Annotated in this window: 21 protein-coding genes; 8 read left to right on the top strand and 13 right to left on the bottom strand. The window is 73.1% G+C overall.

What is annotated here, in order from left to right:
* From UK12_RS38475 to UK12_RS26570, 6 genes are all read right to left on the bottom strand, one after another.
* On the bottom strand, positions 1–129 hold a 129-nt coding region (locus tag UK12_RS38475; RefSeq protein ID WP_156178945.1), incomplete at its 3' end, for an adenosylhomocysteinase.
* 245 nt (positions 130–374) lie between these two features.
* Positions 375–1,373: a cation diffusion facilitator family transporter gene (locus tag UK12_RS26590; RefSeq protein ID WP_045305694.1), complete on the bottom strand. Its 999-nt coding sequence runs from the start codon at positions 1,371–1,373 to the stop codon at positions 375–377.
* Between the two features lie 177 nt (positions 1,374–1,550).
* Positions 1,551–2,840: an SIS domain-containing protein gene (locus UK12_RS26585; protein ID WP_045305693.1), complete on the bottom strand. Its 1,290-nt coding sequence runs from the start codon at positions 2,838–2,840 to the stop codon at positions 1,551–1,553.
* Between the two features lie 39 nt (positions 2,841–2,879).
* The gene (locus tag UK12_RS26580) at positions 2,880–3,062 is read right to left on the bottom strand and encodes a Trm112 family protein (RefSeq protein WP_045305692.1); all 183 of its coding nucleotides are present in this window, start codon (positions 3,060–3,062) and stop codon (positions 2,880–2,882) included.
* A gap of 211 nt (positions 3,063–3,273) precedes the next feature.
* Positions 3,274–4,659 carry a phosphomannomutase/phosphoglucomutase gene (locus UK12_RS26575; protein ID WP_045305691.1) on the bottom strand — a complete coding sequence of 462 codons (1,386 nt, stop codon included), beginning with the start codon at positions 4,657–4,659 and terminating at the stop codon, positions 3,274–3,276.
* A gap of 98 nt (positions 4,660–4,757) precedes the next feature.
* Entirely contained in the window at positions 4,758–5,129 is a 372-nt protein-coding gene (locus UK12_RS26570; RefSeq protein WP_045305690.1) for a DUF3499 domain-containing protein, read from the bottom strand.
* A gap of 241 nt (positions 5,130–5,370) precedes the next feature.
* Here UK12_RS26570 and UK12_RS26565 point away from each other — a divergent pair, with 241 nt between their 5' ends.
* Positions 5,371–5,718, top strand: coding sequence for a metallopeptidase family protein (locus UK12_RS26565; RefSeq protein WP_331386667.1), 348 nt, complete (start codon positions 5,371–5,373; stop codon positions 5,716–5,718).
* A 152-nt stretch (positions 5,719–5,870) separates the two neighbouring features.
* Here UK12_RS26565 and UK12_RS26560 read toward each other — a convergent pair whose 3' ends face one another.
* From UK12_RS26560 to UK12_RS26550, 3 genes are all read right to left on the bottom strand, one after another.
* On the bottom strand, positions 5,871–7,580 hold the full coding sequence (locus UK12_RS26560; RefSeq protein ID WP_082119975.1) for a DUF5719 family protein: 1,710 nt from the start codon (positions 7,578–7,580) through the stop codon (positions 5,871–5,873).
* 9 nt (positions 7,581–7,589) lie between these two features.
* Entirely contained in the window at positions 7,590–11,462 is a 3,873-nt protein-coding gene (locus tag UK12_RS26555; RefSeq protein ID WP_156178943.1) for a glycosyltransferase, read from the bottom strand.
* A 324-nt stretch (positions 11,463–11,786) separates the two neighbouring features.
* Positions 11,787–12,059, bottom strand: a complete 273-nt coding sequence (locus UK12_RS26550) for a WhiB family transcriptional regulator (protein ID WP_045305688.1) — start codon at positions 12,057–12,059, stop codon at positions 11,787–11,789.
* 680 nt (positions 12,060–12,739) lie between these two features.
* Between UK12_RS26550 and UK12_RS26545 the strand changes: the two genes are divergently transcribed.
* The 3 genes from UK12_RS26545 to UK12_RS26535 all read left to right on the top strand — a co-directional run bounded on the left by UK12_RS26545 (position 12,740) and on the right by UK12_RS26535 (position 15,810).
* The gene (locus UK12_RS26545; RefSeq protein WP_197085192.1) at positions 12,740–13,408 is read left to right on the top strand and encodes a cysteine dioxygenase; all 669 of its coding nucleotides are present in this window, start codon (positions 12,740–12,742) and stop codon (positions 13,406–13,408) included.
* A gap of 108 nt (positions 13,409–13,516) precedes the next feature.
* The gene (gene cofD, locus UK12_RS26540; protein ID WP_045305687.1) at positions 13,517–14,524 is read left to right on the top strand and encodes a 2-phospho-L-lactate transferase; all 1,008 of its coding nucleotides are present in this window, start codon (positions 13,517–13,519) and stop codon (positions 14,522–14,524) included.
* The gene (locus UK12_RS26535) at positions 14,521–15,810 is read left to right on the top strand and encodes a coenzyme F420-0:L-glutamate ligase (protein ID WP_045305686.1); all 1,290 of its coding nucleotides are present in this window, start codon (positions 14,521–14,523) and stop codon (positions 15,808–15,810) included. The genes cofD and UK12_RS26535 overlap by 4 nt, the downstream gene beginning before the upstream one ends.
* A 192-nt stretch (positions 15,811–16,002) precedes the next feature.
* On the opposite strand, the gene UK12_RS26530 is transcribed toward UK12_RS26535, so the two are convergent.
* Both UK12_RS26530 and UK12_RS26525 read right to left on the bottom strand, forming a co-directional pair.
* Entirely contained in the window at positions 16,003–16,911 is a 909-nt protein-coding gene (locus tag UK12_RS26530) for a DNA-3-methyladenine glycosylase family protein (RefSeq protein ID WP_045305685.1), read from the bottom strand.
* A gap of 190 nt (positions 16,912–17,101) precedes the next feature.
* The gene (locus UK12_RS26525) at positions 17,102–18,271 is read right to left on the bottom strand and encodes a peptidoglycan recognition protein family protein (protein ID WP_045305684.1); all 1,170 of its coding nucleotides are present in this window, start codon (positions 18,269–18,271) and stop codon (positions 17,102–17,104) included.
* A 103-nt stretch (positions 18,272–18,374) separates the two neighbouring features.
* Between UK12_RS26525 and UK12_RS26520 the strand changes: the two genes are divergently transcribed.
* The 4 genes from UK12_RS26520 to UK12_RS26505 all read left to right on the top strand — a co-directional run bounded on the left by UK12_RS26520 (position 18,375) and on the right by UK12_RS26505 (position 24,284).
* Positions 18,375–19,166 (top strand): TIGR03089 family protein, encoded by a 792-nt coding sequence (locus UK12_RS26520; RefSeq protein ID WP_045305683.1) that lies wholly within the window; start codon positions 18,375–18,377, stop codon positions 19,164–19,166.
* Positions 19,167–19,302: 136 nt separating this feature from the next.
* Complete coding sequence (locus UK12_RS26515) at positions 19,303–20,709, top strand: LCP family protein (protein WP_063838325.1); 1,407 nt, start codon at positions 19,303–19,305, stop codon at positions 20,707–20,709.
* 137 nt (positions 20,710–20,846) lie between these two features.
* Positions 20,847–22,502: an LCP family protein gene (locus UK12_RS26510; protein ID WP_045305682.1), complete on the top strand. Its 1,656-nt coding sequence runs from the start codon at positions 20,847–20,849 to the stop codon at positions 22,500–22,502.
* A 141-nt stretch (positions 22,503–22,643) separates the two neighbouring features.
* Positions 22,644–24,284, top strand: coding sequence for an LCP family protein (locus tag UK12_RS26505; RefSeq protein WP_052682175.1), 1,641 nt, complete (start codon positions 22,644–22,646; stop codon positions 24,282–24,284).
* A 46-nt stretch (positions 24,285–24,330) separates the two neighbouring features.
* Here UK12_RS26505 and UK12_RS26500 read toward each other — a convergent pair whose 3' ends face one another.
* Both UK12_RS26500 and UK12_RS26495 read right to left on the bottom strand, forming a co-directional pair.
* A complete protein-coding gene (locus UK12_RS26500) occupies positions 24,331–24,942 on the bottom strand; it encodes an acyltransferase (protein WP_045305695.1) in 612 nt (203 codons plus the stop codon).
* Between the two features lie 210 nt (positions 24,943–25,152).
* Positions 25,153–26,196, bottom strand: a complete 1,044-nt coding sequence (locus UK12_RS26495; RefSeq protein WP_045305681.1) for a glycosyltransferase family 2 protein — start codon at positions 26,194–26,196, stop codon at positions 25,153–25,155.
* Positions 26,197–26,511: the final 315 nt, after the last annotated feature.

The following is a 26,511-nucleotide window of genomic DNA, read 5'->3' as shown; positions in this document are numbered from 1 at the left end:
GGCGGCGTACTCCTCGCGGATGGACATCAGACCGGGCATCTCGTGCTCGGCCAGCTGGATCTCCTTGCGCCCGAAGGACGCGAGGGACAGATCGGCGACCTTGAAGTCACCGGTGGTGTTCGACGACATGCGTCAGCTCCTCGCTGCGTGGGGTTGCGCGTAGGTCTCTGGTTTCGGGTGTGCTCGGCGGCAGAGTGCCCGACGGCTCGGCGCTCTGCTGCGGCACAATCCGTCGGAGGACCTCTCTCCCTCGACCGGTACGCACGGTACGACGACCGTGTCACCGAATCGACCGCCATCAGCAGCGACGTTTGGCTCTGGTGACGAATCTACACCGACGGCCCGCGCGGGCGGATCGGTACGAGCGGATTCGGTCAGTGGCCGTCCGTCTCGCCGTCGGCGTGGCGGTCCGGGCCCGGACCACCGGGAGTGGCCTCCGGGTCGGGGCCGGCAGCGGCCTTCTCCTCGCTGTAGATGTCCGGCTCCAGGTAGATCACGCGCGCGATCGGCACGGCCCGGCGGACCCGCACCTCGGCGGCGTCGATCGCCTGGGCGACCTGGGCCGCGCTGTCCTCCGCGTTGACCCCGATCTTGGCGGCGACCAGCAGTTCCTCCGGCCCCAGGTGCAGGGTGCGCATGTGGATCACCCCGGTGACGGAGTCGTGGTCGACCAGCGCGTCACGGATCTGCCGGACCACCGTCTTGTCGGCGGACTCGCCGATCAGCAGCGACTTGGTCTCCAGGGCCAGCACGACCGCGATCACCACCAGCAGGACGCCGATGCTCAGGGTGCCGATGCCGTCCCAGATCCCGTTGCCGGTGAGGACGGTCAGGCCGACGCCGAACAGGGCGAGCACCAGGCCGATCAGCGCGCCGGTGTCCTCCAGCAGCACGACGGGCAGCTCGGGCGCCTTGGCCCGGCGGATGTACTCGGGCCAGCTCTGCGCCCCCCTGATCGCCGAGGCCTCCCGGTAGGCCGTACGGAAGGACCAGCCCTCCATCAGGATGGCGAAGACCAGCACCCCGACGGCCCAGGGCCAGCCCTCCAGCTCGTGCGGCTCCCTGATCTTCTCGTAGCCCTCGAAGCAGGCGAACAGGCCACCGACGGTGAACAGCACGATCGCGACCAGGAAGCCGTAGATGTACCGCTCGCGGCCGTACCCGAAGGGGTGCTCCTGGTCCGCGGCACGGGCTGCCCGCTTGCCACCGACCAGCAGCAGCACCTGGTTGCCGGAGTCGGCCACCGAGTGGACGCCCTCGGCGAGCATCGACGAGGATCCCGTGAAGGCGAAGGCGGTGAACTTGCCCGCCGCGATCGCCAGGTTCGCGGACAGCGCCGCGACCAGTGCCTTGGTACCGCCTTCGGTACTCATACCCGGTTCCGCTCTCCCTCCGACCGGGCCGTTGCCCCGGCCCCTCGCTCGGTCTGATGACCGCACACAGTATCCCGAGGCGGTGTCAGGGGGCGGCGGCGACCGCGATGAGGACGCTCCCCCGGCCGCACGTCAGATGACCCGACCGGTGCCCCGGGCTCGCGGTCGACCCGGCTCTCAGCCCGAGGAGGAGGCCAGGCCCAGGTAGACGGCGGCGAAGTCGGTCAGACCGATCAGCTCGGCCAGCGCCTGGAGCGGGTCGGGGCGGCCGCTGCTGTACTCGGTGAGCCGCACCTCGTGCGCCTCGGCGAGCCGGTGGGCCCGCAGGACGCTGTGGCCGCCCGGCCGCCCGGCTGCTCTCTGCTCGCCCTCCCGACCGTTCCCGCCGCCGTTCCCGCCGTTGTTCCCCCCGCCGTTCTCCCCGCCGTTCTCCCCGTCGTTCTCCCCCGGAGTCCGGAGCAGCAGCACCTGGAGCTGGAGCGGGTCGGGCTCCTCGACCCGGTCCCGGAAGAAGTCGTCCGGATCGGCGGCGGCCGAGGCCAACTGGCCGACGAACATGCCCCGGTGGGCCGTGATCGCGCCGGGCAGCAGCCCGGTGAGCGCCGGACGGCCCGCCCGCTCGGCCAGCATCGCGGCGAAGCGCTCGGCCGCCGCGCCTGCCACCGCGCCCTCGGCCCAGACCAGCGGGACGGTACCGGCGATCCGGCCGGCCAGCTCCTTGGCCGGGTTGAGGTAGCCGGCGGCGTCCGGGCGGCAGCGCACGGCGACCTCGTCCAGCCGGTCGGCGGCGGCCTCCAGCGAACCCGGGGGCAGCTGGGTGACCCCGACCTTCTCGGTCAGCGCGAGCAGCGGTGCCAGCAGCGCCCAGAGCGCCCCCGGGTCCTCGGCGGGGAGGTCGGGCTCGTCCCCGGCCGCGCGCGGCTCGTCTTCGGGGAGGCCGAACGAGGCCGACGGGACGTAGGGCAGTGGCAGGCCGCGCACCTGGAGCGCGGCCTCGGCCAGCAGACTGCCTTCCGGGGTGATCACCACGACGGCGCAGCCACGCGCGTACGCCTGCTCGGCGAGGCTGATCAGACCCTGCTCGCCACCCTGCGCGGAGCCGATCACCACCAGGTCGAACGGGCCTGCCCAGCCCGGCAGTTGCCAGACCATGCCGCTGGTGAAGGCCGCCGGCCCGAGCTCGCCGCGCTCGACCGGTACCGCGTCGCCGGGCGCCAGCAGGAGCACCTGGCAGCCGGTGACGGCCAGCGCGGCCGCCGCCGTCCCCGCCGCCAGGGTGCTGCCGTGGCCGGCCACCAGGACGGTGCGCGGGCGGCCGTCGGGGCGCAGTCGGGCGAGACCGGCCACGTCGGCCAGCCGCAGGGCGGTACGGACCCGGGCTCCGGTCCCGGCCAGCGCGAGCAGGGCGTGGTCGCGGTCGGCGCGCTGGAGGGCGGCCGGATCGTCGAGCAGGGTGTCGTCGAACATGCGGCTGGCCTCCCAGTGGGCCTCACATCGGACGGGGTGTCAGGAGGGGCGGCGGGCCTCGTCCACCAGCAGCACCGGAATGCCCTCGCGGACCGGGTAGATCAGGCCGCAGGTCTCACCGGTGCAACGGAGCTCGTGCTCGTCGTCCTGGCCGGACTCGGCGAGGGCGGAATGGCACTCGGGGCAGACCAGGATCTCCAGCAGGAAGGACGGCAGGCTCATGGACGTTCTGCTCCACGGTTCTCGGCGGATCTCGGCAAATCTTGGCGGTACATGGCGGTACATGGCGGTTTCCCGGGAACCCGGTCGTGGCGGTTCTCCGGAACCCGGTCGTGCAGGGTCGGAACAGCGGTGTGCCCCGGCCGGTGGCAACCCTACCGGCCGGGGCACCCGCAAGGTCATAGCCTCGCGCTCACCGGGTTCCCGGGCGGGCTCAGCCGCGCACGATGGCGAGGACGGCGTCCCGGACCTCGGCCATCTTCGCCGGGTCCTTGGCCTCGACGTTCAGGCGCAGCAGCGGCTCGGTGTTGGAGGCCCGCAGGTTGAACCACCAGTCGGCACCGGCGATGGTCAGCCCGTCGAGCTCGTCCACGCTCACGCCCTCCAGGTCCGCGTAGGCGGCCCGGACGGCTGCGGCACGGTCCGCCTGGTCGGCGACGGTGGAGTTGATCTCTCCGGAGGCCGCGTAGCGGTCGTACTCGGCCGTCAGCCCCGACAGGGCGCCGTCCTGCCCGCCGAGCGCGGCCAGCACGTGCAGGGCGGCGAGCATGCCGGTGTCGGCCCGCCAGAAGTCGCGGAAGTAGTAGTGCGCCGAGTGCTCGCCGCCGAAGACCGCGTCGGTGGCGGCCATCTCCTGCTTGATGAAGGAGTGGCCGACCCGGGTGCGGACCGGCTTGCCGCCGAGGGCGCTGACGACCTCGGGCACGGTCCAGGAGGTGATCAGGTTGTGGATGATCGTCGGCTGCTCCTCGCCCGCCGCCTTGGCGCGGGCGATCTCCCGGGCGGCGACCAGCGCGGTGATCGCGGACGGGGAGACCGGCTCGCCGCGCTCGTCGATCACGAAGCAGCGGTCGGCGTCACCGTCGAAGGCCAGGCCCAGGTCTGCGCCGACCTCGACCACCTTGGCCTGGAGGTCGACCAGGTTCTTCGGGTCGAGCGGGTTCGCCTCATGGTTGGGGAAGGTGCCGTCCAGCTCGAAGTAGAGCGGAACCAGGTCGAGCGGCAGCCCGTCGAACACGGTCGGCACGGTGTGTCCGCCCATGCCGTTGCCCGCGTCCACGACCACCTTGAGCGGCCGGATCGCGGTCAGGTCGACCAGCGAAAGCAGGTGGTCGGCGTAGCCGCGCAGGGTGTCCACGGCGGACAGCTCGCCCGGCTTCACCTCGGCCGGCGGGATGGCGAGGGCACCGTCGGCGCCGGTCCAGGACTCCACCAGTTCCCGGATCTCGGACAGGCCGGTGTCCTGCCCCACCGGGGCGGCGCCCGCCCGGCACATCTTGATCCCGTTGTACTGGGCCGGGTTGTGCGAGGCGGTGAACATCGCGCCGGGCAGGTCCATCGATCCCGACGCGTAGTACAGCTGGTCGGTCGAGCAAAGGCCGATCTCGACCACGTCCGCCCCGTAGGAGGCCGCGCCCTCGGCGAAGGCCCGCGACAGCGACGGCGAGGAGGGCCGCATGTCGTGACCGACCACCACGGCCGAAGCGCCCGTCACCTGTACGAAGGCCGCGCCGAACGCCCGTGACAGGGACTCGTCCCACTGATCCGGCACCACACCCCGGACGTCGTACGCCTTCACCAGCTGCGTCAGGTCACGCACAACCGCTCCACCAGAATGTTGGGAACTAGGACGTAGCGCAGCGTACCGGGCCGTGGTGCGGTCCAGGTGAACTCCGCAAGACCGGAGGCGGTAGACCTTCAGTTGTCCGGAGAACGGAGCACCCGCAGGTGCCCCCGGCGGCCGACCTCGGTCGGATCGCCCTCGGGGCTGCGGCCCTGACGGGGCGTGCGCTCCTGCGGCCTGGCGGCCTCACGGACGGCGTTGGCGAGCGCTTCGAGGTCGTCGCTGGTGCGGCGCAGCGGCCCGGCGTCGGGAGCGAGGCGGACCACCTCCCAGCCGCGCGGGGCGGTGAGGCGCTCGGCGTGCTCGGCGCACAGGTCGTAGCAGTGCGGCTCGGCGTAGGTGGCGAGCGGCCCGAGGACGGCGGTGGAGTCCGCGTAGACGTACGTCAGCGTCGCGACGGCCGGTCGGCCGCACGCGGTCCGCGAACAACGGCGTACAGAGCTCACGAGGGTGGACGGTACAGCACTCTTGACCGGGCCGCGAAGACCCTCCCCCTGCCGAGTGTCGTGTGTCGCCGACGCAGGGCCGTCGGGGTGGTCCACTTCCGGGCGCCGGAGGACTACGCTCGGTACTGATATGGACAGCTCCGCACACCGTTCATCGGCAGAGCCGACAGGTCCGTCACGGCGCTCAGGGCACCGCGACCGACACGGCCGCGGCCTGCGCGGGCCGCTGGCACCGCCTCAGGTGCCGATCTCGCTGACCCGCTCCGAGCTGTTCGACGACTACGTGCGCGAGTCGGTGGAGCGGCTGGAGCGGCGCTGGCCGCAGCTGGTGGACGTGGAGTTCGCCGTCCAGGAGGTGCCGCTGCCGGAGCCGGGCGCGCCGGAGCCGGACGCCGTGCCGCTCGGCCGGCTGATCCCGGCGAAGCAGGGGAACAAGAGCCGGATCGTGGTCTACCGCAGGCCGGTGGAGATCCGCGCCAAGGGGCGGGACGAGCGGGCCGCGCTGGTGCACGAGGTCCTCATCGAGCAGGTGGCCGACCTCCTCGGGCTCTCCCCCGACGCGATCGACCCCCGCTACGACGAGGACTGAACCGGTTCCGCCCGCGACCGGGCGAGCTGCGAGTACGGGCGGGTTGCGGGCACGGGAGACCGCGCGGGGGACCCGGTTGCTTCGTGGCGGGGTCCCCGCGCGGTGCTCCGATCGGCTCCCGGCCGCTTCGGACGTGCCCCTGGAGGGGCCGCTCAGGGGCGGTTCAGGACGGCCGGGTCCTGGACCGCGTGCGGGACCTGGACGGTGCTGCGGTCGTCGGTGAGTGCCTGGACGGTGAACATCGGGATGTCCTTGGTGTTCACCGCGAGCATCCGGGCGGCCACCACGGGACCGCCCGAGACGGTCTCCACGGTGAGGCCGAAGACGCCGTTCAGGCCGCCGGGTTCGGGCGCCGCGAGACCGACCGTCGCACCGGCCGGGACCTGGATCTCCTTGGTCACCGGGGTGCCTCCGCCGCTGCCCGCCGAGGAGGTCACCCGGACGGTGGCCGCGTCACCCGTCGAGGTGAGGTAGAGGGTCGACGCGCCGGCCCGGTTGTCGGCGATGCTCGCCCGCTTGCCGACCGGGGCGCTACCGCTGATCCAGGCGGCGTCGGACTTGCCGTTCTGGGTGCGGTCGACCCGCAGTCCGGCCACCACCGGCGTCGGGTGCGCCGGGTCGCTCGGGCTCAGCCGCAGTGCGCCGACCTCGCCGCGGGTGACCTGCTGCAGGTCGACGGCGGCGATCATCCCGGCCTTCACGTGGATGGTCTCGTGCCCGGCCGGGGTGAACCAGCCGTTCTTGCCGGAGACCTGGATCTTCAGGTCGGCGTCGTCGTCCCCGGGCGCGGCGACCACCAGGCGGGCCGAGGCGGTGTCGGCGGGCAGGCCCGGCAGCACCTGGGTGGGGGCGGGGGCGGCGGACGCGGGGAGGTAGTCGGCGCCCTTGCCCTCGTCGATGGCGTGCAGGGCGGCGCCGACCCGGCCGCTGCGGGCGACGACCTCCACCGCGAGGTCCGTGACCGGGTCCTTGACCAGTGAGGAGAGCCGCAGCGACTGCGTGCTGCCGGGGGCGACGGTGAGGCCGGTCGCGGCGTCCACCTCGATCTGGCCCTTGTCACCGTAGAACTTGAGGTCCACCACGGCCGGGGCGGTGGGGTCGGCGTTGACCAGGTTGACGTAGTCGGTCCTGGAGCTCGCCGTACTGGCGCCGGCGAACCAGAAGTCCGTTCCCGCCGGGGCGCAGCCGACGCCGGACAGGCCGGCCGTGCGGGAGTCGGTGACGGTGGTGGTCTCGCTGACGGTGAAGCCCGGCGCGTAGGCGCCGCCGGCCACGGCGGTGGCGGCGGGCGGGGTGTCGCCGGAGGCCGCACTGCCGGTCGCCGGGACGCCGACCTTGCTCAGCGAGAGCCTGGCACTGCCGGATCCGCCCGGGGCGGAGGCGGCGGCCGAGGCGGACGGGCTCGCCGACGGGGAGCCCGAGGGCGTGGCCGGGGCGGAGGCCGAGTCCGACGGCGCGGCCGACTGGCTGCCGATGTCCGTGAGCGAGGCGCTGCCGCCGCTCGCCGAGCCGCCCGCCGGGGTGAACAGGGTCAGGTCCGTGCTGCCGGTGACGCCCTGGAACGGTGCCGGGCAGACCAGCGAGGTCCGCTCGACCTGCTCGGAGGTCGTGCCGCCCGCGTTCGCGGTGCCGACCGGGGCGGCCGGCGAGCGCAGCTCGGCGATCCCGAAGGCGGCGGCGAGTACGGCCGCCGCCGCGAGCAGCGAGATGCCGGTGCGCGGACCGACGCCGGGTGACGGCCGGCTCGCGGCGGGCTTCGCCGCCACCGGTTCCGCGGCGCTCTCCCCGGGCTCGCCGGACGTGCCGGGCTTGCCGAAGGACGGCTTCTTCAGGCCGGGGGCCTTGAGGCTGGGCTTCTTCATGAGCTCGGGTCAGCTCCCCGTTCCGTTGTGGTGCGGGTGACCACCGGTGCCGTAGGGGTCGTTGGGGTCGTAGTAGGTCTCGGGCTGCTGCCCCGGCGCCCAGGCCTGCTGCGGCTGCTCGGCCTCCGGGTAGCCCTGGTAGGGCTCGTAGCCGTACTGGCCGCCGTACTGGTCCTGGTGCGGCTGCTGCTGCCCGTACTGCGGCTGGGCGGCGGGCTGGTCGGGGTAGGGCTGCTGTCCGTACTGCTGCTCCACCGGCTGGTTGTACTGGTCCCAGGTGTAGGGATCGGCCTGGCTGTACGGGTCGGCCTGCTGGTACTGGTCCTGGAACCGCTCCTGCTGGAACTGCTCCTGGGTGTACTGGCCCGGGTCGGCGGCGGGTGCGGCGGTCGTCGGCTCGCCGGAGGGCTGGGCCGGGACCGACGCTGCGTACACGCCGGTCTCCGGCTCGTCGCCCTCGCCCTCGCCGCGCTCGGCGAGGCGGCGGGCACGGCGGCTGCCGGGCGCCGGCGGGGGTGCCTGGGCGGCGGGCAGCGCCTGGGCGGCGACCACCTCGTCGGGCAGGTCGTCGTCGTTGTGGTTGCGGCGTCCGGGCAGGGCGAGCACCAGGACGGTGGTGCCGAGCAGCAGCTGGACCCAGATCCAGCCGCTGTGCAGCAGGCTGCTGTCGCGGGTGACGTCCAGGCGGCCGCCGGCGGCCGGGAGCTTGAAGCCCTGGGCCCAGCCGTCCACGGTGACGCGTTCGAGGGCGGTGCCGTCGAGGGTGGCCTGCCAGTCGGGGTCGGCGCTCTCGGCCAGGCGCAGCACCCGGTCGGCCGGACCGGCTGGGATCGTGGTGGAGATGTCGTGCTCACCGGCCGGCACGGAGACCGGCGCGCCCTTGGGGCTGGTGATGACCGCCCGGGTGGCCACCGCCCCGCTGACCTGCCAGAGCGCGGTGCCGTTCTCCTCGCTGAGCCTGGTCAGGCCCGGGGTGGTGTCCAGGACGTCCTTGGCCTTGTCGGTCAGCGGGTCCTTGGTCTCGACGTACCCGATGCCGTACCCGGCCAGGACCTTGGCCTGGTCGCCGCCGGAGCCCGCGAGCAGGCTGCCGACCAGCTTGGTCAGGCTATTCCGGGCGGCGTCGTCGCTGTTCACGGTGGACTCGGCCTGGCCGAGGCTCAGTCCGGCGCCCCGGACCAGGCTGTAGCGGATGTCGACCCCGCGCCGGTCGCCGTCGAGGACCAGGGTGCGGGAGCGGTCGCTGGTGGATGCCTCCTCCGCGACGAAGGCGGGGACCTGGGTGGCGTCGCCGCGGCGCAGCGGCCAGTCCGCGCCGACCACGGACCACCAGAGGGCGGTACCCAGCGGGGCGAGGACGGCGGTGGCCAGCACCAGCGCGGCGACCGGCTGGCGCCAGCCGAAGGCGATGCCGGAGACGCGGGCGTTGGCGCCGTCCGCACCGATCGCGGCGGCGGCGAGCAGGCCGACCCCGGTGAGCAGGGTGGCCGGTCCGGCCCAGGCGGCGGTGCCGGGCCCGCCCGAGGCGGGAGTGACGGTGGTCCCGGCCACGGCGACGCTGAACAGCAGCCCGGCGCCGGCCGCGCCCCAGGCGGCGAGCACCGCGCGGCGGCGGTCGGCGCGCAGCAGGGCGGCGAGGGCGGCGAGCACCACACCGGTGGAGAGCCAGACCGGTGGGACGCCGCTGCCGCCCGGGTTGACCAGGATCAGTCCCAGCGGAGTGGCGGCGTGCCCGTTGAAGCCGGGCAGTCCGGCCTCCAGCAGCAGCCTGGACGGGTGCGTGAGCACCTGGACCGACCAGGGGGCGAGCACCAGTACGGGCACCCCGAGGATCACCAGGACGCGCAGCCCGAGCAGCCGCACCGCGCTGAGGCCGGAGCCGAAGGCGCCGCCGCGCACCACCGCGAACAGCAGTGCGGCGAGGCTGAGCGGGACGGCGATGGCCCAGGTGAGCGGGACGAACGCGGTGGCGATGGTGAGCATCAGCACCGTGGTCCAGGCGCTGCGCCAGCCGGGGCGGCCGCCGCGGGCGGCGGTCTCGGTACGGATGCCGAGTCCGGCGGTGACGGCGGCGGCGCGGGCCAGCGGCGGGAGCACGACGGCGAGGACGGCGGTGCCGATCCGGCCCTGGGCGAGTGCGCCGGTGGCGGCGGGCAGCAGGGCGTAGCTGGCGCTGGCCCAGGCGCGGACCAGCTTGGAGCCGATCAGCGGCCGGGAGACCAGGTAGGCGCTGACCGCGGCGAGCGGGACGGAGAGCACCACGAGCAGGGTGATCGCCAGGTCGGCGTGGTCGAACAGCAGCCAGGAGAGCACCGAGAGCACGGCGAGGTACGGCGGTGCGGTGGCGGTGGAGCCGGTCCCGATGGGGTGCCAGGAGTCGGCGTACATGTTCCACAGGCCCGACGCGCCGTCGGCCGCGGGCAGCAGGGCGCCGCCGAGCAGGCTGCCGGTGCTGCCGAGCAGGCTGCGGCAGGCGACCAGGGCGAACAGCAGCAGGGCGGTGAAGAGCAGCGGCGCGGGGCGCCTGGCCAGCTTCTTGATCAGCGCGAACTGCTCGACCACCAGGTCGTCGTTGTCGTCGTCGCCCGGTCCCGACTCGACGGAGCCGTGGCGGCCCGCGCCGGAGCCGTCGGTGGTGCCGATGCCGAGGGAGCTGATGGCCTGTTCGACGGCGAGGCGGGCGGTGGCGCCGGGGGCCGGGAAGAGGGTGCGGTCGTCGAGGGAGTCCGCGCCCCTGGTCCGTTTGCGCTTTTTACGGGCGACCAGCAGCCGCGGCAGCCGGACCAGTTCGTGGCCGAGGCCGGCGAGTTCGTCGAAGGCCTGGCGCGGGTCCTTGCCGACCAGGTTGGCGATCACCCGCAGCAGGGTGCCGATCACCAGCCGGAGCAGGACGTACGGCAGCAGCACGCCCTTGGAGTTGGCGAGCAGGGTGTAGACGGCGCCGGCCTTGTCGACGCGGTGCGGGTGGGCCGGTCCGCAGTCGATGGCGCGCCGTTCGCGGCTGGCGGCCTCGGCGTGCCGCAGGACCGCGTCGGGGGCGATGACCACCCGGTGGCCGGCGGCGTTGACCCGCCAGCAGAAGTCGGTGTCGTCGCGCATCAGCGGCAGGGCCTTGTCGAAGCCGCCGAGCTCCTCGAAGACGTCCCGCCGGACCAGCATGCCGGCGGTGGAGACGGCGAGCACCGGGCGGACCTGGTCGTGCTGCCCCTGGTCCTGCTCGCGGCGGTCGAGGCCGGTCCAGCGCCGGCCGGAGCGGGCGATGCTGACGCCGACCTCCAGCAGCTGCCTGCGGTCGTACCAGCTTCGCAGCTTGGGTCCGACCACGGCGGCGCTGGGGGTGGAGTCGGCGACCTGGAGCAGGCGGCGCAGGGCGTCTGTCTGCGGCTCGCAGTCGTCGTGCAGCAGCCAGAGCCACTCGATCGGGCGAGTTTCGCGGGGGCCGCCCCGGCCGAGGTCGTCCTGGGCGCCGAGCGGGTCGCCGAAGTCGTCCCAGCCCCCGGTGACCGGGTCGTAGCCGGACGGGTCGAGGCTGTAGGGCAGGTCCTCGGGCCGCAGCGGGGGCGCGCTCGCGACGGCCTGTCCCACGGCGGTGCCGAATCCGGCGCGCCGGCCGAGGATCAGCGGACCGCTGTCGGGCAGCCAGTCGCCGAGGGTGTCCTGCAGCAGCTGCGGCGAGGTGTCGGTCGAGCCGGTGTCGACGGCGAGGATGCGCTGGACCTGCCGGTCCTGGCCGAGCAGACCCGCCGTCGCCTGCGGGAGCCAGCGGGCTCCGTCGTGCGAGACGATCACGGCGGTGACCAGATGGCGCGGGTACGCGGGCGGCCTGGCGGCGGAGAAACCGCTCTGGTGGCTGTAGACGGTCATCGAGTGCGCGGGCCCCAAGTTCTCAGTGGACGCAGCCAGTGGACGCAGCCGGTGGACGGCGGGTGGTGTGCGATGCCGTCCTGATGGGCCGTGGAGTACGGGCCGGGCGGCGGCGCGCGGCCCGGATGCCAGGCATCCGGGTGGCCCACCACACTAACGGCTCCCGATGGCGGGATTGCTCCCGGAGTCCGTCCAGACGGTGTTCGGGAATGCGAAAGCGCCCCACCGTCCCGGTGAGGCGCTGGCAGAACTGCTGTGATGGACCCGGCCGGTACAGCGTCGGTCGTGGCGGCGGCCGTGCCCCGTGGCAGTCGGCCCGGAGTACTGCGGTGGCGGTGTGCGTCAGACCGCGCTCTTCTTCAGCCGCCGGCGCTCGCGCTCGGAGAGGCCGCCCCAGATTCCGAAACGCTCGTCATTAGCGAGCGCGTATTCGAGGCATTCCGAACGGACTTCGCAGGCAAGGCAGACCTTCTTGGCCTCGCGGGTGGATCCGCCCTTCTCCGGAAAGAACGACTCCGGGTCGGTCTGGGCACACAACGCCCGCTCCTGCCAGCCGAGTTCCTCTTCTTCCTCTTCGATGCCCGCACCGATCAACAGCTCAAAGAGCTCGCTCATTTGGCGCGCCTCCTCTGCCCCTTTTGGCGTCCCCGTGGTGTTGCCGTTGCCTGGAGCGGCGGAACGACACGAGTGAAATTACATGTGCGTCACTCTGGCCCAGTCAAGCCGAGCTCTGGTATTGGGCCCAGGATTCACTCCCCGGAACCAAGGCGCTACGACAAGTGTACATATCCGGACATTCGGAACCTACTGCTCCGATCGCCATCAATCGCCCGGAACTGTCCGCCCGCTGACTTGCAGTCAACACGGAGCACCGCGAACCTGACCACCCCCTCAAGGGGGGGACGCCGGGCACAACCACCTGGTTGCCAGGTCATTCGGCTGCCTTCCCGACGATCTTCGCATCGAAACATAGAGGGTGATTTATCACTCCATCTGGTGGTTCATTGCGAGTCTGTCCCATATGTCGGATGGCTCGGGTTGACACTGTCGACCTTCTTACGGTCTCCTTGCCTCCATGTCGCAGTTCGCCACTCTCCGGAGCGCCCGCCAGGCGTCGCTCCGCCGTGCCGCGAACTCGCTCTGTTGTCGCCTCTGTTCCTGCTGTATCTAGGCGCCCGCGTCCCACCGCGCGCCGCCCAGCACGAGCATCGAGGCCGCCCGCGACGACAGTCCCCCTGCTTTCTCCGCGGATCCGGCTGATCCCCAGTCCACGACCAGCCGCCCGAGGAATCACCATGCGAATGCCGCGCATCCGCAAGCGCAACCGCGACCGCAGCAAGCTCGCCCGCCACCACCTGGCCCGGATCGCCCCGCCGCGCCGCGCCGACACCGCGCACCGGACCGGGTCCACCCTCCCCGGCTGGGCCGACGGCCTGAGCGACGTCTCCATCGCCGGCGACCCGCTCGCCTTCCCCCACCTCGCCCGCACCGACCTGCCCCGGCACCCCACCACCGTGGCCGGGTACGCGCAGCTCGTCCGCGAGCTCGCCGCCGACCGCGACCGCTGGGCACCGCTGGTCAGGTACGACGCGCTCACCCGCTGGTACGCCCGGCTGGAGACCGGGCCCGGGTACGAGGTCTGGCTGCTCAGCTGGCTGCCGGGTCAGGGCAGCGGCTTCCACGACCACGGCCGGTCCTCCGGCGTGATGACGGTCGTCCAGGGCGAACTGGTCGAGCGCTCCCTCACCCTCCCCAAGCCCGCGACCGAGGCCGCCCCCGCCGGCGAGGGCGTCCGCACCCTCCGCCCCGGCGGTCAGCGCGTCTTCTCCGCCGGCTACCTGCACGAGGTCGTCAACGCCTCCCTCGAACCCGCCGTCAGCATCCACCTCTACTCCCCCGGGCTGGTCGAGATGAACCAGTACGCCGACACCCCGGTCCCGGAGCGGCAGCCCGAGATCCACTGACCCCGGCCGACCGCGGGGAACCGGGAAGGTCGCCGAACCGTCACCTCCCCGCCCCCGGGACGTCGTGCGGATGCGGTGGAGCGTCAGAGGTCCTGGCAGGATGGGGCCATGCGCATCGTGGCACTGGCAGGCGGGATCGGCGGGGCGCGCTTTCTGCGCGGGCTGAAGGCGGCCGTCGCCCCCGGGGACGAGATCACCGTCATCGGCAACACCGGCGACGACATCCACCTCTACGGTCTGAAGGTCTGCCCCGACCTCGACACCGTGATGTACACCCTCGGCGGTGGCATCCACGAGGAACAGGGCTGGGGCCGGACCGACGAGACCTGGTCCATCAAGGCGGAGATGAAGGAGTACGGCGTCGGACCCGAGTGGTTCGGCCTCGGCGACCGGGACTTCGCCACCCACCTGGTGCGCAGTCAGATGCTCACCGCCGGATACACCCTGAGCCAGGTCACCGAGGCGCTCTGCGTGCGCTGGCAGCCGGGCGTCCGGCTGCTGCCGATGAGCGACGACCGGGTCGAGACCCATGTGAAGATCACCGACGAGGCCGGTACCCGGGCGGTCCACTTCCAGGAGTACTGGGTCAGGCTGCACGCCGCCGTCGACGCCGAGGCGATCGTGCCGGTCGGCGCGGACACCGCCAAGCCCGCCCCCGGGGTGCTCGACGCCATCGCCGCGGCGGACGTGATCCTCTTCCCACCGTCCAACCCGGTGGTCAGCATCGGCACCATCCTGGCCGTCCCCGGCATCCGGGAGGCCGTCGCCGCGGCCGCCGCGCCGGTGGTCGGGCTCTCCCCGATCATCGGCGGGGCACCGGTGCGCGGGATGGCCGACAAGGTGCTCGCCGCCGTCGGCGTGGAGACCACCGCGGAGGCGGTGGCCAGGCACTACGGCCCCAGGGGTGCGGTCGGCAGCGCCTCGGACCCCGACGGCGGACGCCCGGCGGGCCTGCTCGACGGGTGGCTGGTGGACACCGCGGACGAAGCCGCCGTCCCGGCCGTGGAGGCAGCCGGGATCACCTGCCGGGCGGTCCCGCTGCTGATGACCGACGTCGAAGCGACGGCCGCGATGGCCCGCGCCGCGCTGGAACTGGCCGAGCAGGTCCGCAGGTGATCCGGCTGCTGCCGGTCGCCGGGCTGCCCGAGATCGACGCCGACTGCGACCTCGCCGAGCTGATCGCCAAGGCGGGCGAGTTCGAGGACGGCGACATCCTGGTGGTCACCTCCAAGGTGGTCAGCAAGGCCGAGGGCCGGATCCTGCAGGCCGCCGACCGGGAGGCCGCGATCGACGCGGAGACCGTCCGGGTGGTCGCCCGGCGCGGTCCGGTCCGGATCGTGGAGAACCGCAACGGCCTGGTGATGGCCGCCGCCGGGGTGGACGCCTCCAACACCGCGCCCGGCACGGTCCTGCTGCTGCCCGTGGACCCGGACGCCTCGGCCCGCCGGCTGCGCGCCAGGATCCAGCAGCTGACCGGCCACCGGGTCGCCGTGCTGATCACCGACACCTTCGGCCGCCCCTGGCGCAACGGACTCACCGACGTCGCCATCGGCGCCGCCGGACTGCCCGTCCTGGACGACCACCGGGGCCGCACCGACAGCCACGGCAACGAGCTCGCGATGACCGTCACCGCGACCGCCGACGAACTCGCCGCCGCCGCCGACCTGGTGAAGGGCAAGGCCACCGGCACTCCGGTCGCGGTCGTCCGCGGCCTCGGCCACCTGGTCACCGCCGAGGACGGCGCCGGCACCCGCCCGCTGATCCGCTCGGCCGCGGACGACATGTTCCGGCTCGGCACCTCCGAAGCCGTCCGCGAGGCCGTGACGCTGCGCAGGACCATCCGCTCGTTCACCGCCGAGCCCGTCGATCCCGGCGCGGTCCGCCGCGCGGTGGCCGCCGCCGTCACCGCACCCGCGCCGCACCACACCACGCCCTGGCGGTTCGTCCTGCTGGAGACGCCCGAGGTCCGGACCCGGCTGCTGGACGCGATGCTCGCCGCCTGGCAGCGCGACCTGCGCGAACTCGACGGCTGGGACGCGGAGAGGATCGCCCGCCGGACCGCCCGGGGGAACGTGCTGCGCGACGCTCCCTACCTGGTCGTCCCCTGCCTGGTGATGGACGGCTCGCACGCCTACCCGGACGGGCGCCGGGCCGCCGCCGAACGCGAGATGTTCACCGTCGCGATCGGGGCTGCCGTGCAGAACCTGCTGGTGGCCCTGACCGGCGAGGGGTACGGCTCGGCCTGGGTCTCGTCCACCATGTTCTGCCGGGACACCGTCCGCACCGTCCTCGACCTCCCCGTCGGGTGGGACCCGATGGGCGCCGTCGCCGTCGGCCGGCCGGCCGAGGCCCCGAGGACGCGGCCGGGCCGCACGGCGGAGGCGTTCGTCACCGTCCGCTGAGTGGGCCCGCCGGGGGCTCCGGGGCTCGAGGAGGCGACTCTCGGGGCCTGAGGGCAACTCTCGGGGGCGCGGGGAACTGCGCGAGGGCCCCGGTGGGTGGTGCAACTGACGCTGCCGGGGCCGAGTGCGCCTTGCTGCCTTCCGTTTCGCGCAGTTCCCCGCGCCCCTGGGGGGGTGCACCTTGAGCGCTGGTCAGTGGTGGCGGTGGTCGTTCGGGGTGAGGCGGGGGCCGTAGCGGGGGGCGTGGGTGGTGGTGAGCAGGAGTAGGCGGCACAGGCGGTAGCGGTGGCCCGCGTAGGGGGCCAGGAGGTCGAGCATCTGCTCGTCGGTGCTGCGCGGACGTCCGGCGAGGGCCCAGCCGACCAGGTTGGGGAGGTGGTAGTCGCCGACCGAGACCGCGTCGGGGTCGCCGTTGCTACGTTGCAGGGTCTCGGCCGCCGTCCAGAGGCCGATCCCGGGGACGGCGGTGAGCCGGGCGAGCGCGTCGGGGTGGCCGAAGGCGGACGCCTCCTCCAGCCGGGGCGCCAGTCTGACGGCCCGCAGGATCGTCGCCGAGCGCTTGGGGTCCACTCCCGCGCGGTGCCACTCCCAGCTCGGGATCCGCGCCCACTCGCCGGCCGACGGCGTCACCCGCATCCCCTCCACCGGCCCCGGCGCGGGCGTGCCGAAGTCGCGCAGCAGCGTACGCCAGGCCCGGTACGCCTCGTCGGTGGTGACCTTCTGCTCCAGGATCGCGGGCACCAGGGACTCCAGCACCAGGCCGGTCCGCCCCAGCCGCACCCCGGCGTGGCGGCGCTGCGCCTCGCGCAGCGGACCCGGCGGCAGCACCAGCCCGGACGGCTCGTCCTCGGCGCCGAGCAGGGCGGGCACCCGGTCGAGCAGCCAGTCGGCGCCCGGCCCCCAGGCCTGTGCCGTCACTTCGCCCGCGCGGGCGGCGATCCGCAGGGTGCCGGGCCCGGCAGGCGTACGGGAGGCCCGCCAGATCGCACCGTCGCCGCTGCTCCGGTACGCGGGGTCGGCCGGTCCTCGGCGCAGCGGGAGCAGGGTGCGGGCCAGGTCGAGCGGATAGCCCGGCTGCCAGCGCCGTTCCGTTCCCGGCATGCCCGTCCACCACCTCTCGTCCGACCGCCATCGACCTGTTCCGACCGCTCCCGGCCTGCAGGAGCTCATGGTCCGGGGTTCTGAACGATACGCGCGAAGCCGGGCGGTTCCAGCGGCCGCCTCCGGACGGGGAAACACGGCGGCCACTCGGAGGCGGCCGAGGGTGGCGGAGGAACGAGGGAGCGGCGGCTCACCTGCCCTGGAGGCGGGCGGCGGTGGACCGGATGCCGGGGAGGCGGGTGTAGAGCTCGTTGCCGGGGCAGTCGGTGACGAAGGCGTCCCGGTGGCCGGAGATGGTGTTGAAGCCGACGGACTGGCCCTTGGGGTAGCGGCTGCCGTCGGAGGCGGAGACCAGGTTGGTGGTGCCCTTGGCGTCGACGTCGGTCAGGCCGAGCTTCCAGGCGGCGATCTTGGCGATGCCGTCGAGCTGGTCCTGCGGGACGGACGCGTCGGTGTAGGTACCGATCGCGGCGACCCCGGAGCTGTTCGCGTTGAAGCCGAGGGTGTGCGCGCCGAGGACCGGCTGGTCGACCCCGCCCGCCCGGCCCTCGTAGACGGTGCCGCACTTGTCGACCAGGAAGTTGTAGCCGATGTCGCGCCAGCCGTTGGTCTTCACGTGGTACTGGTACATCGCCCTGATCAGCTTCGGGGAGTCCGCACAGGTGTACCCGTTGGCGGTGTCGGTGTGGTGGACGAAGACCGTCCTGGCGTTGCCCGTGTACACGAACCCGGCCTGGCGCAGCGACTCGTCGGCGCCCCAGCCGGAGCGGGTGACGATCCCCGGGCGGGGTGCGCCGTGCGCCGCCCGGCCTGCGGGAGCTCCTGACTGCGGGGTCGCGGCACTACCGGGGTCGGTTCCGGGGTCGACGAGTTCGGCCCGCAGTCCGGCCGGCAGCGGGCCGTCGGCGGCGGCCACGCGGACGGCGATGCCGTCGCTGGGTCCGACCCAGAACGGGGCGGTGGCACCCCGGCTTGGGTGCTCGGCGGGGTCGGGCCCGTCCTCGGAGTCGGCGGCGAGCCGGTACCAGTCGCTCCACGCGCCGGTCGCCGCGCTGCGGGTCCGGACCTCGACGCTACCCGCAAGAGTGACCTGTGGGTCGTCCCAGCTGACGCCGACCAGGGCGAAGGAGCCGGTCCCGTGGGCCTGGATCTCGCGTGTCTCGCCTGCTCCGGACGGGTCGGCCGACCTCGGTCCGGCCGGTGTCGCGGGCCGGGCCTGTGCCCCCGGCCGGGACGGCACCAGTGGCAGGGTGGTGATGCTCCCCGGTACCGGGTTGGCCGCGACCGGGACCGCGGCAGCGGGCGGGGCGAGCAGGGCGGCGGCGGTCGCACCGAGGGCTGCGAGGAGAGAGATACGCATAAAGGGGATATTGAGGGCAAATCACTTCTGACGCCATGCCACTGGTCAAGGTGGCGCCTCCCCTCTCGGGGGCTTATCGGAAGGTCGTAGGCTGGACGGCACCATGACTGCGCCTTTCGCTGCCGACGCCCGCACCCCCGCCGAGCTGCTGCACGCTTACCTGCGCGCCGGGGCCTCCGATGCGGATCCCTCCCGTCCCCTGGTCACCTTCTACGACGACGCCACCGGCGAGAGAGTCGAGCTCTCCGCCAAGACCTTCGACAACTGGGTGGCCAAAACCTCCAACCTCCTTCAGGACGAACTCAACGCCGGGCCCGGCGACCGGGCCGCCCTGCTGCTGCCCGCGCACTGGCAGAGCGCCGTCTGGCTGCTGGCCTGCTGGTCGGTCGGTGTCACGGCGGTACCCGGCGGCGACCCGGCCGCCGCCGACCTGGTCATCAGCGGCCCGGACGGCCTGGAGGCCGCCCAGGCGTGCACCGGTGAACGGGTCGCCCTCGCCCTGCGCCCGCTGGGCGGCCGCTTCCCGCAGCGCCCGGACGGCTTCCTCGACTACGCCGCCGAGGTGCCCGGACAGGGCGATCGCTTCGCCCCGTACTCCCCCGTCGACCCGGACAGCCCGGCGCTGGAGACCACCGTCGACGGCCTGCCGCTCAAGCTGACCGGCGACCAGACCGTCCAGCTCGCCCGCGAGGGCGCGCTGCGGCTCGGCCTGGGCCCCGGCAGCCGGGTGCTCAGCACCCACTCGTACCAGGACTGGGCCGGCCTCGAGGCCGGACTGCTGGCGCCGCTGTCGGTCGGCGCCTCGGTGGTGCTCTGCCGGAACTCCGGCGATCTGACGGCAGCCCAGTGGGACAAGCGGATCGAATCCGAACGGGTGACTCTGCGTCTGGGCTGACCCCGCCCGCCCGGCCACGTGGGTAGGCATCCCCGACATGGCAGCGGATCACCCCAGGGACGACCCCGGTACGGATGACTCCGGCGAGCGCCCCCCGACCTCGAAAGGCGGGGGGCGCCGCCGATTTCTGCTGGTCATGTCCGGTGCCCTGGCCTTCCTGCTGGTCAGCGCAGGAGCGCTGGCCTGGCTGGCGTACCGCAAGCTGGACGGCAACATCGGGACGGACGACGTCACCGGCCGGCGGCTGCAGAGCGACGAGCCGAACCGGCCCGGCCGGGACACCCGGGCCGGGCAGGCGCTGAACATCCTGCTGATCGGCAGCGACTCCCGGTCCGGTGCCAACGCCTCGTACGGATCGGACGGCACCCCGGGCTCGGACGGCGGGCAGCGCTCGGACACCACGATCCTGCTGCACCTCTCGGGTGACCGGCAGCACGCCACGGCGGTGAGCGTCCCGCGCGACGCGATGGTGACGGTGCCGCCCTGCCAGCTGCCCGACGGCAGCCGCTCGGGCACCCGGTTCATGCAGTTCAACTGGGCCTTCGAGCTGGGCGGCCCGGCCTGCACCATCCGGGCCGTGGAGAAGTTCAGCGGCATCCGCATCGACCACCACCTGATCGTGGACTTCACCGGCTTCAAGAAGATGGTGGACGCCGTCGACGGCGTGGAGGTCTGCGTGCCGAGTCCGATCCACGACCGGGACGCCAAGCTGGACCTGGCGGCCGGACGGCAGACCCTGCACGGCGAACAGGCACTGGGCTACGTCCGGGTCCGCGAGAGCCTGGGCAACGGCAGCGACACCGAGCGGATGGCGCGTCAGCAGCAGTTCCTGGCCTCGCTGGTCCGCAAGGTGCAGTCCCAGGGGGTGCTGCTCAACCCGGTCCGCCTCTGGCCGCTGCTGGACGCCGCGACCTCCTCGATCACCGCCGACCCCGGGCTGAGCAAGCTGAGCGCGCTCTACGACCTGGCGGAGGACCTGCGCAACATCCCGCCGGCGAACCTGGCGCTGCTCACCACCCCGCGCCGCCCGTACCCCGGCAACGCGGACCGGGACCAGTTCGTCCAGCCGCAGACCGACCAGCTGTTCGCCGCGCTGCGCGAGGACCGCAGGGTGGCGGTGAGTCCGTACGCGCTCGCGCCGACGAGCACCGCCGGTGTGGCCCCCGGTGCCACCACGGCCCCCACCGCCGACGCCGGCCCCGGGGCCACCGTCACCACCGGGGGCGGCCTCCCCCTGGGCAACGGAGCGAACGGCGGCGTCGGCCCCCGGACGAACCCCGGACCGAGCCTCGGGGCCGTCCCCGGCGCGAGCGTCCGTCCGAGCAGTTCCGCGAGCGGCCCGGTGACCCCCGGCGCGAACCAGGTCGCAGGCAACGAGGACGGCACGGAATCAAGCGCCGTCCCCGGGCCGACGGCGGGCGGCTCGCCCTCCGCGCTCCCCGGATCCTCCAATGCGCCGTCAGCATCGGGCAGCGCTGTCCCCGAAACGGGTCCGACCCTGCCGGGCAACACCGCCGACCGGGACCTGTGCAGCATGCACTGACGCCCCGACGGGCACGTCCGCCGAAGACAACCCGATTCCGGCGTATGGTAGTTCTGTCCGACTTCGGTTGATATCAACCCGGACTGCCTTTGCCGCCAAGGGCGTTCGGCTGTGGCCGCTCGTCTAGGGTGTGCCAGATGAACAGCGGAAACCGGTACAGCCGCGGCATTTCGAACGAAACTCCGCACGAGGTCGACCCCGCCGACCAGTGGGTGCTCGACCCGGCCACCGGAGAGTTCCGGCTGGACCTGGAGCGCCGTCCGGCCACCGTGCCGCGCCCCCGGACCGGGGAGTCCGCCGAGACTGCGGGCCGACGGTCCGGTGACGGCCCGCCCGGCGGCAGAGCCACCCGCCGCCGCTCCCGGGCAGGCTCGCGCGGCAACCGGCGCGCCCTCAAGTGGACGGCGGGCGCCGGTTCGCTGGTCCTGGTGGCCGGCTGCGGCGGCGCCTATCTGGCGTACCAGCACTTCAACCGGAACGTCTCCGCGGTCGAGGTGAACCTCGGCGACGAGGCCGACCGGCCGGCCGGCGCCACGGACGCGCTGAACATCCTGGTGATCGGCACCGACAGCCGCGAGGGCCTCGGCCGCGACTACGGCGACGAGGGCAGTGCCGGGCACGCCGACACCACCCTGCTGTTCCACATCGCCAAGGACCGCAGCAACGCGACGGTGATCAGCATCCCGCGCGACCTGCTGGTGCGGATCCCGGACTGCCGGAACGGCACCAAGAAGATCCCGGGCGAGAGCCGGGCGATGTTCAACACCAGCCTGGGCCAGGCGGGGCGTGACCCCGGCTGCACCTGGCTGACCGTCGAGAAGCTGACGAACATCCGGGTCGACCACTTCGTGATGGTCAACTTCGAAGCGGTGAAGACCCTTTCGAGCGCCGTGGGCGGGGTCGAGGTCTGCGCGGCGAAGGACATCGACGACCCGGGCTCGCATCTGAGGATGGCCAAGGGGCGGCACACCGTGCAGGGCGAGGAGGCGTTGGCCTTCGTCCGCACCCGGCACTCGGTCGGCCTGGGCGGCGATCTGACCCGGATCCCGTTGCAGCAGCAGTTCATCGGCTCGATGATCCGCAGGATGAAGAGCAGCGACACCCTGACCAGCCCCGCCAAGCTCTGGCGGCTGGCCGAGGCCGGCACCAGGGCGCTCACCGTGGACTCTCAGATCAAGGGCATCGACAAGCTCAAGAACCTGGCCCTGGACCTGCGGCGGGTGGACCCGGGGAACATCACCTTCACCACCGTGCCGGTGATCGACGATCCCGAGCAGGAGGGCCGGTTGACGCTCCTCAAGCCCGACGCGGACCGCCTCTTCGCACTGGTCGCGGCCGACCGCCCGCTCACCACCACGGACTCGCCGTCCGCCGGCCCTTCGGCGGCGAGCCCCTCGGGCGCCTCTCCCGGCACCCCGCAGGTCGACCCGGCCGAGGTCGGGCTCACGGTGCGGAACGGCACCGGGCAGGCGGGCCAGGCCGCAAAGGCCGTCACCGCACTTCAGGACAGGGGCTTCGACCGGGCCGCCGCAGGACGGGACACCGACGTGACGGCGGCCAGTACGATCTCCCACCCGCCGGGCCGGGCCGACCAGGCCGCCGCACTGGCGGCGGCGCTCGGGCTGCCCTCGGGCGCCGTACGGGAGAACGCCCAGTACGGGACGGCTGATCCACTGGTACTGGTGCTCGGCAAAGACTTCACCAAGGCGGTCGGAACCGCATCGGCACCGGCCGAAGCCCCGAAGAACCTCCAGCGGGTGCAGGGCGACGACACCGATGTGTGCGCCAAGTAACGAAGTGCTCTACCCACAGTCAAACTTGAATAAGAGTGACGTTCTGATCATGTAACAAAATTCAGTCCAGCTCGTGATGTCCGGTAGGTTCCCGTGAGGCGGCCGACGGGGGCCCGATTCACGAGAGGCAGCTGACCAGTCATGACCAACGTCGAGCCGATGTCCGGCGAGTCCTCAGCCGACTCCGGCATACCCGAGCTGGGCGGACGCACTTCCGCCCGGCAGGCGGCGGCCCGACAAGGCGGGCGCAAGGGCGGCCGCCGCTGGATACGGATCACCGCGGCCGCCCTCGGGCTGACCCTGGTGGCGGGCTGCGGCGCCGCGTACCTCTACTACCAGCACCTCAACGGCAACATCCAGTCCGGCAGCAAGAACCTCAGTGACGCCAAGGGCTCCAAGACCGCGCCCAACGCCGCCGGGCAGACCCCGCTGAACATCCTGCTGATAGGCACCGACAGCCGCGGCTCCGCCGCGAACGTCGCACTCGGCGGAGCCGCCGACGACGCGGGCCGACCCGGCCTGGCGGACGTCCAGATGCTGCTGCACGTCTCGGCCGACCGCACCAACGCCTCGATGATCAGCATCCCCCGCGACACCCTGGTGGACATCCCGACCTGTCACAGCGAGGACGGCAAGACCACCTACCCCGCCACCAAGCACACGATGATCAACGAGGCGCTGCCGCGCGGCGGCCCCGGCTGCGTGCTCGGCACCTGGGTCAAGCTGACCGGCCTGGACATCGACCACTACATGATGGTCGACTTCGCCGGGGTGGTGAGCATGGCCGACGCGGTCGGCGGTGTCCCGGTCTGCGTCAACATGAACCTCTACGACCGCTACCAGCCCGGTGTCGGCGGCACCGACCTCAAGCTGCCCAAGGGCACCAGCTACATCAAGGGCGAGCAGGCCCTGCAGTGGCTGCGGATGCGCGACGCCTGGGGCGACGACATCGGCCGCACCAAGGCGCAGCACCTCTACCTCAGCGCGATGATCCGCCAGTTGAAGAAGAACGGTTCGCTGAGCGACCCGGGCCGGCTGATGTCGCTGGCCGAGGCCGCCACCAAGTCGTTGACCGTGGACAAGCCGATCGCCGACATCAAGAAGCTCTACGACCTGGGCAGCGACCTCCGCTCGGTGCCCACCGAGCGGACCACCAGCCTGACCGTGCCGGTGGACACCGCGCCGAGCGATCCGGACCGGCTGGTGCTCCACAAGCAGGACACCGACCAGATCTGGAAGATGCTGCTGGCCGACACCCCGATCGACGGCAAGTCGCTCAAGGGCGGTGACGGTGCCTCGGGTGGCGCCTCGGCCGGCCCGTCCCCCAGCGGCACCACGGCCGCCGCGCCGGCCCGCGAGATCAACAAGGGCTCGGTCGCGGTCACCGTCCAGAACGCCTCCGGCGCCACCGCCCGCGCCACCGAGATCAAGGACGCCCTGATCGAGGCGGGCTTCGGCAAGGCGACGGCGATCGGCGGCGGCGGCTCGGAGGAGAGCACCGTGCTCACCTACGGCAGCGGCCAGAGCGCCCAGGCCCAGGCGATCGCCACGGCGCTGGACCTGCCCGCCGACGCGCTCAAGGAGTCCGGCAGCAGCAGGACGCTCAGCCTGGTGATCGGCTCCGACTGGACCAGCGGCACCAGCTACCCGGCCTCGGGCGGCGCCTCCGGCAGTGCCAAGCCGGCGCCGAACAAGCTGCCGAAGTCGGTGGAGTCCACCACCGCGGACGACGACAAGAGCTGCATGACCGTCAACCCGCAGGGCCACATCTACACCTACTGAGCCGGGGCCGACGGGCCGCGACGCCTGAGAACGGCCGGGGCTGGCCCTAGGGTGCCTCGGTCAGCAGCCCGTCGGTCTCGACGTACTCCTCGCCGGTGCGCGGGCAGCGCCAGCGCCCGCCGCCGGCGTCCGTCAGCGGCTCGCCGGCCCGGCCGACCCACTTGATCCGGCGGGCCGGGACGCCGGCCACCAGGGCGAAGTCCGGGACGTCGCGGTGCACCACCGCACCGGCCGCCACCAGCGCCCAACGCCCCACCGTCACCCCGGCGACCAGCACCGCCCGGCCGCCGACCGAGCAGCCCCGGCGGAGCGTCACCCCCTGGGCGTGCCAGTCCTCGCCGCGCTTCAGCTTGCCGTCCGGGTCGACCGAGCGCGGGTACATGTCGTTGGTCAGCACGGCCGCGGGGCCGATGAAGACGCCGTCCTCGACCACGGCCGGCTCGTAGACCAGGGCGTGGTTCTGCAACTTGACCCGGTCGCCGATCCGGACACCGGGGCCGACGTAGGCACCGCGTCCGATGATGCAGTCGGCACCGATCTCGGCGCCTTCGCGGACCTGTGCCAGGTGCCACACCGTACTGCCGGGGCCGATCGCGGCCCGCTCGTCCACGTCGGCGCTGGGCTCGATCCGCACTGATGATCCATCAGAAATCGCCATGCCGCCGAACATAGCGGGCCACGGCCCAACCGGAGGGCGATATCGGGCAGTTCATGTCCCGAGCGGTGCGCACCGGCCGGACCTGGCGGAGCGGGGACGGCGGACCGGACATGGCGAAGGGCGCGGGGAACTGCGCGGCCGGACCTGCGACTTCCTCGGCAGGCTGCTCGCGCACTTCCCCGCGCCCCTGGGGGTGACCCCGGGTGCGGACTACTTCGGGTTGGCCGCGGCGCTGTCCATCGGCGTCGGGCGCTTGCTGTCGATGACCCGGCGGGCCAGCGAGCGCGGCGAGGTGAGGAAGCCGAAGCCCCAGCTCATGTGCATGGTGGCGAGTGCCACCGGCAGCTGGATCCGGGCCTTGGCGGAGAGCCCGCGCCCCTCGACCACCGAACCGCCGAGTATGCCCAGCAGGTAGCCGCCGGGCACCACCAGGAAGGCGGGGTGGACGGCCGCCCCCAGCACCAGGCCGGCGACGACGCCGAACAGCGCGGCCGGCGGGGCCAGGTAGCGCAGGTTGACCGAGCCCTTGTGGTAGCGGGTGACCACCCGGCGCCACCGGCCGTAGTCCTTGTACTGCTTGGCGAGCGCCCGCACGCTGGGCCGGGGCCGGTAGGTCACCCGCAGCTGCGGGGTGAACCAGATCAGCCCGCCGTCCTGGCGGATGCGGTAGTTGAGCTCCCAGTCCTGGGCGCGGATGAACTCCTCGTTGTAGCCGCCCTGCTTCTCCAGCACCTCACGGCGGAAGACGCCCAGGTAGACGGTCTCGGCCGGGCCGGCCAGGCCGCCGGTGTGGAAGGCCGCGTTGCCGACCCCGATCTTGGAGGTCATGGCGGCGGCGACCGCGTTCTCCCACTCGGTCTCGCCCTCGGCGTGCATGATGCCGCCGACGTTGGCCGCCTCCATCTCGCCGAGCAGGCGGACGGCGGTGTCGACGTACCCAGGGGTGAGCAGCCCGTGGCCGTCCACGCGCACCACTATCGGGTGGCGGGAGCCGCGGATCGCCGCGTTCAGCCCGGCGGGGGTGCGACCGGTGGGGTTGGGCACGGTACGGACCCGGGGGTCCTCGGCGACCAGCTCGGCGGCGATCTCGTCCGTACGGTCGGACGAGGGGCCCAGAGCGATCACCACCTCCAGGTCGCCGGCATACTCCTGCTCCAGGATGTGCCGGACAGCGGTGCGCAGGTGACGTTCCTCGTTGAGCACCGGCATGATCACGGAGACCGCCGGCAGCTCCTCAGCAGCCTTGGTGTTCATCGTGGCCAACCGTACCGGCGGCCCACCTGCGTTGTCAGGTTCGGGTTGGCCCGGGCGATCGTCCCGGCCGGTCCGTACCGGCCGGCCCGGTGGCCTACGGCGCCACGGCGGAACGTTCCGCCGCCCCGTCCGCCCGCCTCGGCGCGCCCCCGACCGGCCGTGCGGCGGCGCGCCTACCATCCGAGAGATGGCCTCCTCAGCCCACCGACCTCCCGCTCCGCGCGGCTCGGTCCCCGCTCGGTCCGGGCCCGCCCGGCGCCGGGGCGGGCTCTGGCTGGCCGCCTGCGTGTCGACGGCCGTCCTGGCCACCTCCGG

This window comes from Saccharothrix sp. ST-888 (genome assembly GCF_000955975.1).
Classification (GTDB): Bacteria; Actinomycetota; Actinomycetes; order Streptomycetales; family Streptomycetaceae; genus Kitasatospora.
Note: the sequence above shows the minus strand (reverse complement) of the source record. Positions and strands in the feature narration are given on the sequence as shown.